This window comes from Alteromonas mediterranea DE (assembly GCF_000020585.3).
GTDB classification, from domain to species: domain Bacteria; phylum Pseudomonadota; class Gammaproteobacteria; order Enterobacterales; family Alteromonadaceae; genus Alteromonas; species Alteromonas mediterranea.
Genome location: NC_011138.3, coordinates 740,648 through 758,128, shown reverse-complemented (window position 1 = coordinate 758,128; position 17,481 = coordinate 740,648). Strand labels below are relative to the sequence as shown.

General features: G+C 46.1%; 17 protein-coding genes. 4 read left to right on the top strand and 13 right to left on the bottom strand.

What is annotated here, in order from left to right:
• Nucleotides 1-31: 31 nt before the first annotated feature.
• Genes MADE_RS03525 through MADE_RS03510 form a run of 4 tightly spaced genes read right to left on the bottom strand, consistent with a single transcriptional unit; the run spans nucleotide 32 to nucleotide 2,358 of the window.
• On the bottom strand, nucleotides 32-661 hold the full coding sequence (locus tag MADE_RS03525; protein ID WP_012517236.1) for a nucleotidyltransferase family protein: 630 nt from the start codon (nucleotides 659-661) through the stop codon (nucleotides 32-34).
• 2 nt (nucleotides 662-663) lie between these two features.
• The gene (locus tag MADE_RS03520) at nucleotides 664-1,356 is read right to left on the bottom strand and encodes a phosphatase PAP2 family protein (RefSeq protein ID WP_012517235.1); all 693 of its coding nucleotides are present in this window, start codon (nucleotides 1,354-1,356) and stop codon (nucleotides 664-666) included.
• Nucleotides 1,357-1,388: 32 nt separating this feature from the next.
• Nucleotides 1,389-1,709 carry a BolA/IbaG family iron-sulfur metabolism protein gene (locus MADE_RS03515; protein WP_012517234.1) on the bottom strand — a complete coding sequence of 107 codons (321 nt, stop codon included), beginning with the start codon at nucleotides 1,707-1,709 and terminating at the stop codon, nucleotides 1,389-1,391.
• A 7-nt stretch (nucleotides 1,710-1,716) separates the two neighbouring features.
• Nucleotides 1,717-2,358 carry an alpha-ketoglutarate-dependent dioxygenase AlkB family protein gene (locus MADE_RS03510; RefSeq protein WP_012517233.1) on the bottom strand — a complete coding sequence of 214 codons (642 nt, stop codon included), beginning with the start codon at nucleotides 2,356-2,358 and terminating at the stop codon, nucleotides 1,717-1,719.
• A gap of 333 nt (nucleotides 2,359-2,691) precedes the next feature.
• Here MADE_RS03510 and MADE_RS03505 point away from each other — a divergent pair, with 333 nt between their 5' ends.
• Together MADE_RS03505 and MADE_RS03500 are read left to right on the top strand one after the other, a co-directional pair.
• Complete coding sequence (locus tag MADE_RS03505; protein ID WP_012517232.1) at nucleotides 2,692-3,924, top strand: methyltransferase; 1,233 nt, start codon at nucleotides 2,692-2,694, stop codon at nucleotides 3,922-3,924.
• Between the two features lie 47 nt (nucleotides 3,925-3,971).
• Nucleotides 3,972-4,580 (top strand): peptidylprolyl isomerase, encoded by a 609-nt coding sequence (locus MADE_RS03500; protein WP_012517231.1) that lies wholly within the window; start codon nucleotides 3,972-3,974, stop codon nucleotides 4,578-4,580.
• Between the two features lie 98 nt (nucleotides 4,581-4,678).
• Here the strand turns inward: MADE_RS03500 and MADE_RS03495 are convergent, their stop codons facing one another.
• The 7 genes from MADE_RS03495 to efp form a co-directional block, all read right to left on the bottom strand.
• Nucleotides 4,679-5,908, bottom strand: a complete 1,230-nt coding sequence (locus MADE_RS03495) for a dipeptidase (protein ID WP_012517230.1) — start codon at nucleotides 5,906-5,908, stop codon at nucleotides 4,679-4,681.
• Nucleotides 5,909-8,254 (bottom strand): TonB-dependent receptor, encoded by a 2,346-nt coding sequence (locus MADE_RS03490; RefSeq protein ID WP_012517229.1) that lies wholly within the window; start codon nucleotides 8,252-8,254, stop codon nucleotides 5,909-5,911.
• A gap of 422 nt (nucleotides 8,255-8,676) precedes the next feature.
• Nucleotides 8,677-9,201: a GNAT family N-acetyltransferase gene (locus tag MADE_RS03485; RefSeq protein WP_012517228.1), complete on the bottom strand. Its 525-nt coding sequence runs from the start codon at nucleotides 9,199-9,201 to the stop codon at nucleotides 8,677-8,679.
• Nucleotides 9,202-9,271: 70 nt separating this feature from the next.
• On the bottom strand, nucleotides 9,272-9,895 hold the full coding sequence (locus MADE_RS03480; protein WP_012517227.1) for a hypothetical protein: 624 nt from the start codon (nucleotides 9,893-9,895) through the stop codon (nucleotides 9,272-9,274).
• 106 nt (nucleotides 9,896-10,001) lie between these two features.
• Nucleotides 10,002-12,467, bottom strand: a complete 2,466-nt coding sequence (locus MADE_RS03475; RefSeq protein ID WP_012517226.1) for a TonB-dependent receptor — start codon at nucleotides 12,465-12,467, stop codon at nucleotides 10,002-10,004.
• Between the two features lie 164 nt (nucleotides 12,468-12,631).
• Nucleotides 12,632-13,600 carry an elongation factor P--(R)-beta-lysine ligase gene (epmA, locus tag MADE_RS03470; RefSeq protein WP_012517225.1) on the bottom strand — a complete coding sequence of 323 codons (969 nt, stop codon included), beginning with the start codon at nucleotides 13,598-13,600 and terminating at the stop codon, nucleotides 12,632-12,634.
• A 102-nt stretch (nucleotides 13,601-13,702) separates the two neighbouring features.
• Nucleotides 13,703-14,272 carry an elongation factor P gene (gene efp / locus MADE_RS03465; RefSeq protein ID WP_012517224.1) on the bottom strand — a complete coding sequence of 190 codons (570 nt, stop codon included), beginning with the start codon at nucleotides 14,270-14,272 and terminating at the stop codon, nucleotides 13,703-13,705.
• A 36-nt stretch (nucleotides 14,273-14,308) separates the two neighbouring features.
• Between efp and epmB the strand changes: the two genes are divergently transcribed.
• The gene (epmB, locus tag MADE_RS03460; protein ID WP_012517223.1) at nucleotides 14,309-15,334 is read left to right on the top strand and encodes an EF-P beta-lysylation protein EpmB; all 1,026 of its coding nucleotides are present in this window, start codon (nucleotides 14,309-14,311) and stop codon (nucleotides 15,332-15,334) included.
• Between the two features lies 1 nt (nucleotide 15,335).
• Here epmB and MADE_RS03455 read toward each other — a convergent pair whose 3' ends face one another.
• The gene (locus MADE_RS03455; protein WP_012517222.1) at nucleotides 15,336-15,527 is read right to left on the bottom strand and encodes a hypothetical protein; all 192 of its coding nucleotides are present in this window, start codon (nucleotides 15,525-15,527) and stop codon (nucleotides 15,336-15,338) included.
• A gap of 254 nt (nucleotides 15,528-15,781) precedes the next feature.
• Between MADE_RS03455 and MADE_RS03445 the strand changes: the two genes are divergently transcribed.
• Complete coding sequence (locus MADE_RS03445) at nucleotides 15,782-16,114, top strand: hypothetical protein (protein ID WP_012517220.1); 333 nt, start codon at nucleotides 15,782-15,784, stop codon at nucleotides 16,112-16,114.
• A gap of 129 nt (nucleotides 16,115-16,243) precedes the next feature.
• Here MADE_RS03445 and MADE_RS03440 read toward each other — a convergent pair whose 3' ends face one another.
• Nucleotides 16,244-17,452 (bottom strand): YfiM family lipoprotein, encoded by a 1,209-nt coding sequence (locus MADE_RS03440; protein WP_232363015.1) that lies wholly within the window; start codon nucleotides 17,450-17,452, stop codon nucleotides 16,244-16,246.
• Nucleotides 17,453-17,481 lie beyond the last annotated feature (29 nt).

Here is a 17,481-nt window from a genome sequence, read left to right as displayed (position 1 = left end):
AATATACATGCCATTTGCTGCACTTCTGTTGCTATAACACGACCTTCAACAAAGGCCAAACCTTAGGCCAACTTTTAGACACAACGCGTTGCTCAAAAACATCAGGTCTAGGGTATTTGGGGTTAATACTTATCGTGCCGGCGAAGTTTGCTTCCAAGCCAAATGGCGCCAGTATATCTACATCGTCATTTGCTAAAAGGCGCACCGCTACACAGGTCTCCCGCTCTATCCAATATGAAATGGCCTCACTGCAGCTTTTATAGGGCGCGTGCCCGTGAGCCAAATGCATACGCGCTTGGTTTTTTACCTGCCAGTTGGCATTCGGCACAAAACGGGCAAGCTCATGTTCAAACGCTTTCTCCTGTGCCTTAGCTTCAGATAAGACGCCGGCCTGGACGCCTGGCTGAGAAAGCGATTCGATGGTGTTCTCAACGCTAACCTTGCTCTGCGGCACGGTAATTTCATCGCTAAAGTAAACCACATCAATATCATTAAGTGGCGTAGGTCTAGCCTTATTGTGTAAATCATCCCAAATGGCATTTCGCACAAACCCCGCACCCAAATAGCCTTGTGGTAAATTAAGTGCGCTTAGTGCGCGAAGGCAATCCATTCTGAAAGGGTCGCGGTGTATTATTTTACTAAGCGCCTGGTTTAGCACCACACTTAGCCTTCTTTTTTAATACGCAGCTTACGTTTCCACTTTATTACGTAAAAACAAAACGACGCCATGCTGCCCCCTGCAAACCACCCCGCGATGATGTCACTAGGCCAATGCACACCCAACAAAACGCGGCTTAAGCCAATGCAAAACACCAAAAAAGCGGCGGTGAAGTAAATCCATGTCCGCACTGATGTGTTTTGTGTGAAGTATGTAAGCAAGTGCGCAATATAGAAATAAACCAACGTCGACAGCGTAGCGTGGGCCGAAGGAAAGCTTTGGGTATACACATCAACGTGTTGCATGGTTAATGACGGACGTGGCCTATCAATTCCCGCTTTAAGTAAAAAAGTCATCGCTATGCCTGCCGCTACCGCGAGAATAAAAGTCAGTGATTTTTTCTTTTCCCCCGCCAAGGCCAATGCCCCTGCTACCGCTGCAGCAACAAATATAAGCACGGTGTTACTGCCAAGGGCGGTAACATCTCTTAACACATCGTTCTTCCATCCATGTACATCGCCAAGCGCGCTCAGTGTCGTAAATAATGTATTGTCGAATGAGGTCATTACGCCCATATAAACAAATAACATCATAAGTAAAAAGCCGGTGCCCATTAGCAGTACTTGAATTGCTGGGGCTTTAATAATGTTCACGTAAGAGGCGAGCGCCCCATTGTTTTTTGTATCGCTGCTTTTCATTTATTTACTTCCATTTATTACGATAAAAAGCGTTACTTGTCGTGTTTACTGCCGCCTAAACAATTAGGAGAAGCCAAAGACTCTCCGCCACGGGCTTCCCACTCTGCGGGTGTATAAGTATGCAGTGCAAGAGCATGTACAGGCCCCTGTAACGCTTCTGCGGCAAGACCATTTATTTCTCTGTGGCGAGCAATAAGGCGTTTGCCTTCGAACGCGTCGCTTACTACGGTTACTTTAAAGTGGCTCTGCGCGCCGTCGGGCACATTGTGCATGAAGCTCTCATCCACCACTTCGAGGTAGCTCGGGTTTAGTGCTGCTTTAATCGTTGATTCAAGAAACGTTTTTACTTGCATGGTTGGCTTACCTTGCTCTTTGAATAAGGTGTCGAAAAGTAAGATTAATTCTACCACCGATAGGCTTAGCCGTCTTCGCAATCCCGTGCACATAATGACTTTGCGTTGCCCCAGCCATAATCAACACACTACCGTGTTCGAGTATTTGGGTATATTTTTCTTTTGTTTCTTTGTGTTTTAAAACAAAAGGCCTAGCCTCACCTAGCGTTACCGAAGCAATCACTGGGTTCGTACCTAACTCTGGTTCATTATCAGAGTGAAAACTCATGCTATCTTGCCCGTCGCGATACCAGTTAGCGAGTACACTGTTAAATTTTGTACCGTAGTTGGGCGAGCATAACGCTTCACAACGGGCTTTAATTAACGCGAGGCTTGATGTCCATGGGTTAGGTGGCATAGTAAGGTTTGAATAGGTATAGGTGCACTCAGGGTCGCCATGCCAGCTTTGAAGACGGGGAATTTTCACCTGTTTACCAAACAACCGAAGAGTATCTTGTCTCCAGGGTAATTCGGTTTTTAGCCGTTCGAAGAAAGCGTCAGCATCATTCTTCGACAATGCGTTAGGAAAATACCGAACATCTGCCTCAGTCAGCGGAAGCTGGTAAGGCACACTTTCTTCATCAGGTGTCTCAAAGAGAGAAAATTGCATGTCTATTCGTTTAATTCCATTGTGGTAATTGTGAGGGGTTGCTCCCGCTTATTATACAAACTCCAATATTGGCCGCCGCGGTGATAATTTATTTTTCGCTATTTCTTAGCGTAGTCTTCATTACGGGCTGCGTGACATTGTGGTTTGATTTAGTGGCCAGTTAAATACTCGGTCTACAAGCGGAATTAAAAAAGACGGCCAGGATATTTCATTATAAGGCGTTATTAAGTAGAGCCTTATTTTGGGTATGGTAAGATAGACAGTAAATCTCTAACCTAATGGCGCATTCGTCAATAGCGAATGTCGTGAGCCTTTCCTTTGCAACAGACCCCAATGAATACAGAATTTATATTTGCCGACCGTCAACTCTCGCTTATTCGCTACCCTGAAAAGCACCAGCATGTGAGCCTTCAAGCATGGGACAGTGCTGATGAACTGGTGATAGAGCATCTAGAGTCTCTTTTGAGTGAGAATGAGCTGTCTATCGGCGATAATGAAAGTACGCCGTCGCTAATGATCTTTAACGACGATTTCGGCGCATTAGGCTGTTGGTTTTCACATTTAGCCCCTTATTGGGTTTCCGATTCCTATATATCTTTGCGTTCGTTGCACGAGAATTTAAAAGCAAATTCCTTGATACGCGCTTCTGAAGGCTCGTGTACACAAGAACTAAAAACGTCACCGGTTAAAACATTAACCAGCGTTGAGAGCGCTAGTTTTAAGCCTGCATGTGCACCGGCCGTGGTAGTCATAAAAGTGCCTCGAGCGCTTGCTTTACTTGAACAACAGCTTATTGATTTACAAGCCTATATTACGCCTGAAACCCAGGTTATCGCGACGGGCAAGGTCAAGGCGATCACGAAATCGGCACTTAACCTTTTCGAAAAATACATTGGCCCGACGACGACATCTCTGGCGAAGAAAAAGTCACGACTTATTTTTGCCACACCAAGAGACTCGTTAAAACAGGCGACATCGCCCTACCCAACGCGGTGGCAGTGTAAAAGCACCATGGGCGCTGCGCTTATTATAGACAACCTTGCCAATACGTTTGCACGCCAGTCGCTAGATATCGGTGCACGCATTATGCTGGAGCACATGACGGTCAGTGCCAACGACGTAGTGGTAGACTTAGGGTGCGGCAACGGCGTACTGGGTGTTAACGCACTCTCTCTTGCCCCAGATGCCAAGGTGATTTTTGTAGATGAGTCATATATGGCGTTAGAAAGTGCCAGACTTAATGTACTTAACAACTTCCCCGATAAAATCGAACAGTGTGAGTTTGTCGCAAGTAATTGCTTAGAGACACTCTTAAACCGAGAAAATAAACCTGCTGTTACTAAAATTTTGTGTAACCCACCGTTTCATCAGCAAAACGCGATTACCGATCATATCGCGTGGCAGATGTTTACCGACTCTCGCGACCTGCTTGTCAAAAGCGGGCATTTGGTTGTGGTTGGGAATAGACACCTTGAGTATCACATTAAGCTTAAAAAACTGTTTGGTGGCGCAAAGGTACTTGCGAGTGACAAAAAGTTCGTTATCTTAGGCACTGCTAAACGATAAGCACGCTTAAAAAACGCGTAATACGGAATATATTTAAAGGCATTTTTATGAAAAAAATACTTTTACCACTTCTTACCGCCATCGCGCTGCTAGGCAGCAGTTCAGCGGTTTTGGCAAAGAAAGATGACGGTTCACAGGTTCAGCCAGATAACTACTATCCTCGGGTAAAAATTGAAACTACCATGGGCGATATTGTGGTTGAACTCGACAGAAGACGTGCGCCTATTACGGTAAATAACTTTCTTCGCTACGTAGATAAACGCGCCTATGAAGACACTATTTTCCATCGCATTGTGCCCGGCTTTGTTGTACAGGGCGGCGGCTATACCGCAGACTTCGACGGCAAATCAAACTTCCCCGATATCTTTAATGAGTCAGGTAACGGTTTAACTAACGATCTACACACCATTGCGATGGCACGACAAGGTGACCCACATACCGCAAACCGACAGTTTTTCTTTAATGTGAACGACAACAGCAGCTTAAACCCGGGCAGAGACTGGGGCTACGCGGTATTTGGCGTGATTGTGGAAGGCGAAGATATTGTAGATGCCATGTCAGAGGTGGAAACTGAGTACTCACTTCGCTTGAACGCGAATAATGTGCCTATTGAACCTATTGTCATTAAAAAAATGACGGTTCTGCCGCCGCTTTAGTACATCTTTCTTCGATTTAACCACCCTTTTTCGATTTAGATATCAATGTGTCCTTTTCTGGCGAAAACGGACACATTGCTTCAAGGTTTAGGTAGATGTCATTTTAGCGACTGGGCGTATTCTTGTGCCTGAGTTAACAACCGCAACACGTTGTTACCCCAAATATCTTGCAAGTCTTCTTTGGTGTAGCCTTCGGCTAGAAGCCTCTCTGTTATCAGCGGTAAAGCGGCAACATCCATCATGCGCTCCACACCGCCGCCGCCATCCCAATCTGCACCCACCCCAGTATGTTTAGGCCCAGCAACTTTTAAAATATGAAGAAAGTGAGCCATATAATCGTCAAAGGTTGCACGAACAGCAGGGTGCTCCATATCAATTTGCTTACGTTTTTGCTTTAGCGCAGCCACTTGCTCTGGCGTCATTTCAGCAATGTTCCCCATTTGCTTAAATAATTCCCCATACGCTTTCTTGCGTTTGGGGTCGCTTGGCAATTCTGTTAAGTAAGAGCCATAGGCGTTGACATGGATAACACCGCCACTTGCGACCAACTTTTTTAGTAGTTCATCATTGATGTTTCTCGGATGATCATAGACGGCTTTCGTGCCCGAATGCGACAGGATGACAGGCGTTTTCGACAGCCGTATCATGTCTTCGAGTAAGTCGTCGTGAGCATGCGAGCCATCCAAAATTATACCCAGTTCGTTAGCTTTCTTTACAAGCTTTTCTCCAAGTGGAGAAAGCCCTCCGTATTGCTGGCCATTAGGATCAGTGGAACTATCGCCAAATTGGTTATTCTTAAAATGAACGGGACCAACCATCCTAAGCCCCATTTTATAGAAAGTATCTAACAAGCTGAGGTCTTCCCCCAGCGGGTAAGCATTTTCCATACTGATATAAACAATTTTCTTATCATTATCAGCGATAGCTTTGGCGTCTTTTGGATCAGTGGCAAGAGTAAATGTATCCGGGTTGGCTTCGACCATTTTATGAATAGCCATAGCACGAAGAATCGCTGTGTCGCGTGCAGATTTAAACCCCTCTACTGTAACTGGGCCCTGTGGCGTGTAAATAACCCAGAACCCGCCGTCTAATCCGCCGCTTTCCATTCTTGGAACATCCACTTGGGAAAAGTCATCCTCAACATTATGCGCATGCATAATATTAAAACCGGGCTGTACGAGCAGCGCTGGCGTATCTAGGTGCGTATCCATGACGACCATAGAGTCATGAATATCGCTTGCCTTTACTGACTCCGCATTAGAATAGGCACTTGTTAAAGCTAAAGAGAGTGCTAAAGCGCTTACTGTTTTACCATTTACGTACCGCATTTAGAAATCCACCGTTAATGTTGCTTGGAAAGTACGTGGGCTAAGTGGGCGACCAAACGAGGAACCGGTGAAGCCGAAAGACATAACTTCTTTATCGAATACATTATCAACGTTAAACCGCAATCGAATATTCTCGGGCATACCAAAATTGTTAGGACCACCAATATCTACGTAAGCCTGAGCAACCAGGTAGCTCTCTAACTCATAGGTCTCGTTAAAGTCTGTATATCGAATGTCTGTATATTTGGCAGAGAAATTCGCAACTAGCCATTCGGTAGGTTCATAGGTAATACCGCCGGTCATTAACCATTCAGGGCTATCAGGTAATTGGCTGCCGGCTGGATTACCTGCAAACCCGTCTTCTAGTTCGGCTTTCTTATACGATATATTTGCATTGAAATAGAGCTTTCTGTCGAACATTTCGGGTTGAAAAACTCCGCTAAATTCGATGCCGTAGGCTTTAGATGCACCGGCGTTAACATAAAAGGTTTCTGGTTGGCCTGTTGCTGGATTAATCACGCTACTGGCAATTAGTCGATTATCAAACTGGGTATAAAATAGCGCGACCGCACCGTTGTAATGCTCTCGGTTGGTTCTAAATCCGAGCTCATAGTTGTCGGCTTCCTCTCCTTGCGGAGCTTCAACGTCAAACCCAACAGCATTGTCAAAGATATCGTCCGTTCCTGCCGGCAGTGCAAAGTTTTGCGCGAACGAAGCGAATAGCTGATCCGATTCATTTAAACGATAAACCGCGCCAACCATTGGCAGAAAGTTATCAGTGTATTCAGCCTCAATAGACTGCGGTCCATAACCAAGTTCGCCATCTATTTCGTAATCGTTATAGTCTCTGTACCCGTCTAGTGAATAGTCGATAGACAGCGACTTAAACCCGACTTCTAGCAACAAGTCATCGTTCATCATGGCAAAGTTATCTTTAATAAATAACTGTGTAGTATCACGAACGGCAGTGTAATTCCTTCGGTAATAAGCTACTTCGTCGTAAATAACGTCACCGTCCGCACTGCCGCCGGTTTTATTCAAACGCGCCTGTGTTCTATTGTAGGTGTCTTCTTCTACCCAGCCACCCGCCTCGAATTTGTGCTCACCAACAAACCAAGTGACGCTTCCCACGAGCCCCTCTCGCTCACCACCTACAGTAGATAGGCCGTATTGCACGCCCCTAGGGTGAACCACATCTAACCCCGCTGCTGCTTGGTCAGTATAAATACTCAACGTATTAGAATAGCTATCAGGCGATACACCGTAACCATTTTTATCTTCATAATACGCCGTAGCTTCAAGTTGAATATCATCGGTTAAGTAGGTGCCAAACCCAAGAGAATAAAGTTTATCGTCTCGTATATTAATTCTATCTTCGTAATAGCTTGTACAATTAGAACCTGTAAATACCGGCGTAAAGTCAGTGTCATCAATAGTACCGTCACCATTGAAGTCATAAACCTCAGGTTGAGGTTCGATACATCCTTCGGGAATACTGTCTAGGTAGCTGTAGTAATAGTCATCTTCAAAAACAGAGGCTGGTGCAGAAGGTGAATCGTAGTCGAAAAAGTCATTTGCTACGTAAGTAGCTTGAATATAGCTACTGCCAAATTCATAAAGCGCTTTTGCTTCAATATGCTCTCTGTCGATAGTACCTGGACCCCGCCATAAGTCAGAATCGGTTTTCGAGCGACTTACATACGCTTTAAAACCATCGATGTCGCCGGTTTCCAGCTTGACGAAGGTACGCTGTAAATCAAAATCGCCAGCAGTAACTGCGACCATACCTCCCATTTCATCCGAAGGCCGCACCGTATTGTATTGCGCAATCGGACCGAGCGATGCGTAAGTTGGTGCAGAGACATCTCCCGCGCCAGGTGAGGCAATGACAGCCCCTAAATTCTCATTATCAACGTATCGGAATATAGGGCTTCCTCCAAATGCATCAGAGCGTCCCATTGGAATACCATCAAGAACAAATCCCATTTGACTGAGCTGGAAAGCTCGCACTTGTACCGAGTTACCAAACTCATAAAGGCCAAGTGCACCATCAGTTTGAACGTTAAAGCCAGGTAAACTCTCTAGCATTTTCAGGCCGGAAATGCCCGAAGGTGCTGAAAGCAACTCCTCGCGACTCACCGCAAGTGTATTGGTGGCTTCGTCAGTTCCAATTGCAATATCGGTTTGGGTTACACGACGTCCTGTGACAACTATTTTTTCTTCTGTTTCGACTTGCTGTTCACTAGTCCTCTCTTGAGAATTAGCGTAGGTAGGGATAAGCGCTTGGCTTATTATTCCTGCTAACAATGTGCATTTGAATGTTGTATGTGTACTTTTTATTGTCATAGCTGCGGTCTTCTTATTAGGTTTTATATCGACTTGGCGACCCTGTTTTTTATTCTGCGCATTTCCATTTGCGGTGCGTTTACTACCTGTTGTTCAACAGGCATACCATTGCGCAAAGAGGGGCGAGAAATTTTGACGAATTACCTTTAATCAGAGACGAATGACTCAACCAGGGGAAATACCGTAGTAGAAGAGGCTGAACTGTTAACGTACAAGTAACATTTAAATGGCAAAGAGATCGCTGAAAAGCACCCATTTTGACAGCAATGCACCAAATTAGACGAAAGTATAAATAAGCAATAGCACCCTGGTTAAGACAAACGAATCATTACAGGAAGGTTGAAACGGTGAGGCCTTTTAGCGATTAAAGACTAGGTTTAAGCTTAAGACCGTAATGCAGGTAAGCGCTGAACATGATGGCGCTAGATGTGTGAAGTTATTTCTAACCTATACAGGTATTGATGAGGAAAGGCTTTGTCAAAGTACAACCCCTGCTTTTCAAACCCTAAGCGCAACAGCAGGTTCTGTGATGCCCTATTTTCGGGGTGCGTCATCGCAGTTAAAAAGCTGTAGCCTTGTAAGGCAGACCAGGCAATTACGCGCTCACATGCCTCTAAGCACACTCCCTTGCCCCGAGCATCCGGTAACATGGCAAAACCCAAATCAGGGCATTCAAAAGAGAAGCGGTTAAAAAGACCGCATACGCCAAGCGGCCGTCTAGCGTCGTTATCTTCCACGGCTAACAGTCCGTAGCCCCACTCTTCTCGCTGAGCATTCGTCTTACCAATATAGTCGCATGCATCATCAAGGCTATTTACGTTCTTGCTGCCAATATATTTAAGCCATAACGCATCTTGCTGAAGTGCAAGTACCCAGTGCTGGTCGTCAAAGGTAAGCGGGCGCAAGGTAATTCTGTCGGTGGTAAATATTGGAAGGGCTGTGTTCACGCTAATCCTGTTATTACATGTGGGTCGAGTTATGCTTTAATATAAAGCCTTTAGAACAATAGCGCAGGCGCTACCGCTTCGCGAGCAAACGGTCTATATGAGCTGTATCTTCACTATTTACTAACGCCGCCCGGGGATACTTAGGGCTGGCTCTGTCATTCACTCTAGGGTGCCCCCAAAGGGAAGTGTGGGCTACAAAACGCTCGGCCTCCGCTTGCCCTCCGTGCTCTAAGCAACCAGCCATACAGGTATCGATATACGTTTGGTGAACGGGAAACGTTTCATTTGCAGGCTCACAGGCAAGGGTTTCACAAATCCAAAAAGTAAACTGGGATAAGAGCTCACTAGGTGGTACGTATTCGCTTTGGTTATGTAAGTGAAAGTCGAGGTCTTGCGGGCTTACTTCTACAAACCGGTAGTCCTTTTCCCTCTCTTGCAAGGCTGGATTTATTTGGGTGGGTATTAGCTGTGCATTGAGCTTGCTATGCGCATTAGCTACCGCGCCCACGTAGGTTTGCTGCTCTTGCAAGCTGCGCGTAACCCAAGCTCGTTCAAACCCGGCTACCGTGACCGGCACACCTTCGGTGAAAATATTGGAATAGCGCTCTCTGCTGCATTTGCTTAGTAAGCTTCCGTAACCTAAAACCATGTGCTTTTCAGTTTGAACGTTTAGCCACTGGGTTAGTTCATTCATTGTTACCTCTGTGTCACAGCCGCGGGGTTACATTCTCCCTAGTGTAGAAACGCAAAAGGCGGTGTGCAATATACCGCCTTCGTTTACTTGTGTGAAGGTTGTTTAATTAAAACAACGCTCTCACACCCATAGTAAAGTTTCTACCCGGAAGCGGTGCCTGGTCTTTTAAGAAAGACGTATGCACTCGCGCTTCCTCATCGGTTAGGTTATCACCACGGGCGAATACTACCCAGTCTATGTTTTGTGTAGCAAATTCGTATTGCACGCTAGCGTTTACTAAGGTGTAGCCGTCGGTGGTCGTTTCAAACGACGCAACGTTATTTTGCTCGTCATACCATGTGAAACCTACATCGGCGCTTAACCCGTCGTTTACGTAGCTTAATTCACTACCAAAACGCATAGGTGGTGTACGCGGAAGGTTATCGTCTTCCACTTCTGCGCGAATGTAGTCACCGAACACGGTAAGGCGCAACGAATCGCTTAAATCTACATAGGTTTCTGCTTCAAAACCCCAGATATCAGCATCAGCCTGTTGGAAGTAATATACCGGCAAACCTTCTTCATTGCCGTGCTCATCATGCTCTTCTTCTACAGCTTCATCTTCGTCGTGCTCTTCATGCTCGGTTAGCGCGATTAGCCCTTTACTGGTTTGATAAATGTAGTCGTCTGCTTGATTGTAGAAGAACGACACGCTGTAACCCCAATCGCCCGTAAACTTGCGGAAGGTTAGATCTAGATTCGTACTCACTTCTTCCTTTACGCCTTTGAGGGTTTCTTCAATATGCCCTTCATCGTCCATATCGAAGACTAAACCCACTTCATAGCTTTGGGTAGCCAAATGCTGACCAGCAGAGAAAAGCTCTTGCTGACTTGGGGCGCGTTCGCTGCGTGAAAGCGTAACTGCAATTGAGTGACCTTCTTGATATTCCCAGTTGGCCCCTGCGGAAAGCGACACGCTGGTAAAGTCGTAATCTGGGAAGGTAAAGGCTACAGCATGCTCCTCATGTTCTTCGCCCTCGTGATCTTCGTCGTGCTCTTCCCCTTCATGCGCTTCGTGAAGTACTTCCAACTCAATTTCACTGGCTTCAGCGTCTAGCGTTGTGCGCTCTAAACGGCCGCCTAGCTCGAAAGTTACATCACCCACATTTTTCTGCTCAATCACATAAAGTGCATAACTTGATGTTGAATTACCCGGCGTAAACGCTTCTTCGCCTACAGCGTTATAATCACTGTGGTTAAACTGCACACCAAGTACGCCGTGCCAGCCGTTAACTTCTTCGTGATAAGCAGACAAGCGAATATCACTCGACTCATTTGTAAATACAGTACCTGGCTCACCGTCTTCTATTTCAGCATGCTGGTAATCTGTGTAGGCAGCGGCAAATTTAAGGTTAGTCAAACCTTGTATAGGTGAATGCCATTCACCTGCAGCTTGATAACGGGTCATGTCTACATCAAGTAGCACGCCCTCTTCGCCTTCATGATCTTCATCTTCATGATTGCCATCAAGCTCGTCACGCTCTTCATCGTGTTCGTCATGTTCGTCTTCATGCCCATGACTATGACCAGGCACGCCGTACTCATTATCAAGCTGTTCTACGGCAAAGCCAAAGTAACCTTCTTCAGCCACGTAAGATAAACCGGCAACAACATTGCGGGTTTCCATGGCACTGCTTTCAAGTTCACCGTTTGGTTCATCTTCGTCTGGGTCGATAGAGGCAAAGCCTGGAATATCGGCATTATCTGTATCGCGATAAAAACCATCAACATGCCATACAATGTTGTCGCTGCCCCCCGTCACGTCAGCACGGGTGTACGAACCGTTATTGACCGTGCTGTAGCTGGTTTCAGCTTCCCCTTCAACACCGTCTAATTGATACTGAGGAATGCGCTTGTCGACTACGTTTACCACGCCCCCAATGGCGCCGCTTCCGTACTGTAACGTAGCCGGCCCACGAAGCACCTCTACTTGCGTAGCACTGGCAAGAGATGTCGCTACGTTGTGATCGGGGCCGACGCGGGATACGTCAGACACATCGAGTCCGTTTTGAACAATCTTGACGCGCGGGCCATCGTTACCGCGGATCACCGGGCTACTCGAAACCGGGCCAAAATAGGTACTGTGAACACCCGGCGCATTTTTTAGAGTTTCACCAAGGGTAGGCGCTTCTATTTTGCGTAGCTTTTCAGCGCCAATGACGGTAACAGGGGTCACTGATTCAAGCACTGAAGACTGTAATGCATTAGCGGTTACAACAATGTTTTCGACCGATGCTGGCTTTAATACGAAGTCGACGTTTTGATCGGTGTCTACATCACCTAAGTCGTTATCACCGTGTATGAAGTTAGAAGAATAGACGTGTAAATGAATATGAGGCTGCTTCACATCGTCGAAGCGATAAACACCATTTTCATCTGTGTAAGCCACGCGGCGGCTACCTTCTATTTTTACTTCGGCGCCAGCAACGGGCTGACCTGCGGTATCGGTAACCTTTCCGGTAACTGTTGTGGCATACACAGGCGCACTTAATAGCCCTGCTATGGACAAACTTAGCAGCGAACGCATTTTCATGGGTATTCCTTGGTGGATGTTATAACATCATTTAGTGATGTTATAACATTTTAAGGAAGTGAGCCCTTATGTCAACCGCCAGTAGTCGCTAGTGACAATAAGTTTGCCTTATTTTCATGTTTTGAGATTATTTCAGTGGAAATTCGCCACCGCTCCCTATCTGTTTAAGCGCGGCTAACGGTAAAGTTAATTACTTCGTTAATATGATTAGCTCCTGTTTTTAGCATCAGTAATCTATCCACCCCTAATGCAACGCCGGCGCACAAAGGCAAACCTACTTCTAACGCGTTTAAAAAGTTTTCGTCTATGGGTTTTGTAACAAGCCCGCTGGCACGGCGCTTTTCATTGTCGCTTTCAAAGCGCACCCGCTGCTCTTTTGCTGCGCTTAGTTCGTTAAAGCCATTAGCAAGCTCTGCCCCTTTAAAATACACTTCAAAGCGTTCGGCCACACGAGGGTCTGTAGCGCTAAGCTTGGCCAGTGCTGCCTGCGATGCGGGAAAATTGTAAATAAAACACGGCTTATCACTACCAATTTGAGGTTCGATAACATAGCTAAATAGAAGCTGCAGTTTGCTATCAAAGCTTAGATTTTCTGGCTCATGAATGTCTATTCCTTGTTGTTTCATGGCCCCTAGCAATTCGTCATTGCTAGCACTTAACGGGTCAATGTTGAGATAGGTAAGAAACGCATCCTGGTAAGTCATTGTATCTGCCGGAAGCGTGGAAAGTGTTTCTTGCAGCAAAGCATCCACTTCATCCATTAATGCGAAATGATCGAAGCCCACTCTATACCATTCAAGCATAGTGAATTCTGGGTTGTGCCAGCGGCCTTCCCCTTCGTGACGAAACGCTTTACAGATTTGATATATCGAGCCACTTTCGGCACACAACAAACGCTTCATGGCATATTCAGGTGAAGTTTGAAGGTAAAGCCTCGTCGGCTTTCCCGACCTATCAAAATTAAACGCGGTATAAAATGCATCTAAGTGTTCGTCGGTCACCGTTCCCTTTGAAAGTAGCGGCGTTTCCACCTCTAAAACATTTTTTCTGTGAAAAAACTCGCGAATAGTGCGAAGTATTTCAGCACGGGCCACCCGTGCTTCATGTGTCGCGGTAGGCTGCCAATTTTGCATATTATCGGCCCAAATTCAGAAGCTAAAATAAAAAGCCGGTACGCAAGGGCACCGGCTTTAACCTGAAACACTACGTGCCTAGGCACATAGTTATATTAGTGTTTACTTTTGTACACGTGACACATACTCGCCAGAGCGAGTATCTACGCGAATAACTTCACCGGTTTGAACAAATAGTGGAACACGAACTACCGCGCCAGTGCTAAGCGTCGCTGGCTTACCGCCTGTGCCCGCCGTATCACCTTTAAGGCCTGGGTCGGTTTCGGTAATTTCTAACTCAACAAAGTTAGGTGGCGTTACTGTGATAGGTGAACCATTCCACAGGGTAATGGTGCAAACATCGTTTTCTACTAGCCACTTTTGATTCTCACCTACCGCTTTTTCATCTGCAGCAATTTGTTCGAATGTATCGTTGTTCATAAAGTGGTAGAATTCGCCGTCGGTGTACAAGTAGGCAAGCTCCGTATCCATTACGTCAGCGCCTTCTACTGATTCACCCGAGCGGAAAGTTTTTTCTAAAACTTTACCTGAAATAAGCTTACGGATTTTAACGCGGTTAAACGCTTGGCCCTTACCCGGCTTTACGTATTCGTTTTCTAGAATGTTGCAAGGTTCGCCGTCCAGCATGATTTTCAGGCCGCCTTTGAACTCGTTAGTGCTGTAATTAGCCATAATTCCTCTGTCTAAACATAAGGTACAAAAAGTTTCGTGGAACAAATAATACCTAAAAAACCGATTTCTGTAGAGCATAACTGGCAAAAAGAATTAGCTGGCAGTTTTACTGATCCCGCAAAACTGCTGCAGCACTTGGGTTTAGACGAAGAAAAGTACGCACAACATATTAAAGCGCGGCGACTGTTCCCCATGCGTGTTCCACGGCATTTCGCTGATTTAATGGAAAAAGGCAACCCCAATGACCCGCTGTTTCTGCAAGTCATGCCGCTGAGCGACGAGTTTTTAACCTCGCCCGGGTACAGTGAAGACCCACTAGAAGAGCACGATACGGCGGGCAAAGGTATTTTGCATAAATATGACTCTCGTGTGCTGCTTATGGTGCGTACCGGGTGTGCGGTTAACTGCCGCTACTGCTTTCGCCGCCATTTCCCTTATGCTGATAACGCCGTAAGCAAACATCAGTGGGAAGAGGTGCTGCAGTACATTCAAGCTCACGACAATATTAACGAAGTCATCTTTTCTGGTGGCGACCCGCTTATGGCTAAAGACGATCATCTCGCGTGGTTAGCTAACGAAATTGCTTCTATCAACCATGTCAAACGCTTGCGGATTCATACCCGTTTGCCCGTGGTACTACCTGAGAGAATCAATAATGCGTTTGTAAATTGGTTTACCGCGCTACCTATTCAAAAAGTATTGGTACTGCATGCCAACCACGCTAACGAGATGTCAGAGGCGCTTAAATCACGGTTAATTACGCTGCGAGAAAAAGGGGTAACTTTGCTTAATCAGTCGGTACTTTTAAAAGGTGTGAATGATTCAGGTGAAGCAATAAGTGATTTAAGCGAAGCACTATTTGAGGCTAGCGTGTTGCCTTACTATTTACACGTGTTGGACAAAGTTCAGGGCGCAAGTCACTTTTACGTGAGTGATGATGAAGGGCGCCACATTATGGAAGAAGCGATAAAGCGCCTGCCAGGCTTTTTAGTCCCCAAACTCGTAAGAGAAATTGGTGGACAGCCCGGCAAAACGCCTATCGACTTACATTTGCATCCGTAACTTACGCGTAGGTATCGACGTTGGCGCCTAACGCGGGGTTTGACGATGATGCTTTTGGTACGTCAGATGCTGATTCCAGCAGCTGAAGCGACGCTTGTCCCTCTTGTTCCTGCTGGCTTTTTGCCAACTTTAGAGAGGCCAACTCAAGTGACGCACCGGACGTTCCAGAGGCACTAGTACCTTGTAGATCCATACCATTTTCCTTTGTTGCTTGTAGCAAAGTAAAAAAATGGGCAGAATTGCCCACCCTTACGGTATGTTGCATGTTGCGCCCTGTTTAAGAGGCACAAAAAAGACAACAGACGTTAGTGTATCGGCCTTGAAAGTCGAAACTTTAATCAATATTTACCGTAAAGCAATTAAGCGGGCTGTACTGACAGCCATAAAACATTTAAACGTTAGCTTAATACATAAACTTTAGACACTTAGAACCAAAAGGCGTTACCAATGCAACAAAGCCAAGAGATGCAAGCTGTCCATCAACAACTTCAAGAAACACTTCAAACGCTACACCGCAAAGCTGTTGATGCCGATCTAATTTTAGATAATTTGCAGCGAGATCAAAAAGGTAAATTTGCAGCCGTATTTGCTGAAGACAGCGGCTTTACTACGTCGGCCAAACGCTTTGGCCCGTACGTGCAAGAAATTGCTAACGATTGGCAGTCTCTAAAAGCATTAGATGACGATGCAGCGAAACAAGCCTTGGCACCGCTGGTGAAAAAGATAGAGTTGGCACTTGTGACCATAGCGCAATTTCAACAATCACTTGCTAAAAAGTAACGCGAAAAACGAATATCGGGAAGCCCTTTAACGCCGACGGTTACTGGGCTTCTTTACGTTTAAATGTTCTTTTTGGCCTAAAGTGGGGTTCGATAATGTCGCGCTTCAGCCAATTACTGCCCGCGCTTTTTAGGGTTGATAAAGCGGCAGTAAACCCATTCTGCGTTTAATTTCTTTAACTTCTTTCAGGTAAGCTTCGCTATCTACCCTTTGGTATTGTTCAGTAAACGCTTGCTTACTTAACCCTTCAGGCAGCCCATCAATGGGCGGAATAATTTCAAGTTCACTTTGAATACGCGCCACAGCATTTTGCACACGTAATGCTGTACTAGGCTCGGTGGCAACCCGAGCAAACTCTGTGCCCGACATGTCTGCGGCTAAATCCACAAAACTATAGCCTGAACCGCCCTTTCCACGGTCCATAAGCTCTTTGAATTCGCCTATTGCCAGCGACATGCCTTGCTCAGATAAAAGCTCTAAAGCGGCGGAGATAATAAAGTGGCGCGCCAAGTCATTGCGGTTGTGAAGTACGGCGCCTCGGCGCGGTTTCAACGCCTTGTTGGGATCAGGTTGAATATCACCAACCAAGTTTCCAACGCGATGATGACCCACATACACAGCAAGCGCCAGAATTACCGCCTTATTGTGAAGCAGTGCATCTTCTGATGTTCTACTTTGTTCTCGCGCCCTTGCCATGCCCTCTCGCAGGTACTCGATAAGCGAGACAGGCTTATCTGAAAGCGCAATTTCTCTTCCCGAAATATAGCGCAGGTAGTACGCCGCTAAACGCTGAAGTTCAGTCTCTTCGGTTACCGACATATTAGACGCTACCACGTTTAGTTCGCTCAACAGTTCATCTAAACGCCCAACATCTAAGGTGAGCTCACCGCTTCGCATAGTCACGCGCTCAACGCGCGATAACGCAATGGTGGCGATTTCTGACTGGGTGTAAGAATTAACGGTACGTTCAAGAAAGCGCAGTAAGAACCGACCGGGAATGGTTAAATCGCCAATCTGCACTTGCTCTATTCGCAAACTGTCGCCGGGCAGCACAAGTGCTGAAGCATTAACGAAGTACCCCATATCGGTAATGGCATAAGTAACATTAATGGTGCCGCCAATAGGGGTAATATTCACCACGCCCTTAAAGTCAGGTAGCGCCCGTTGTAAAACGCCTACCAAACTTTCCACTTGCGTTTCAGTTAGGGTAACTTGGTGGCCTTCTTCGCGACGCGAGAACGCCCGCTGCAACTGCCCTAAAAGCTCGTTAACACTGTCAGCACCATCAAGCTGAGTTGGCGCGGTAGAGGCCACCAACGGAGTTTGCTGTACAGCCATAACCGTTACCGTAACGACGGTGGCCACAA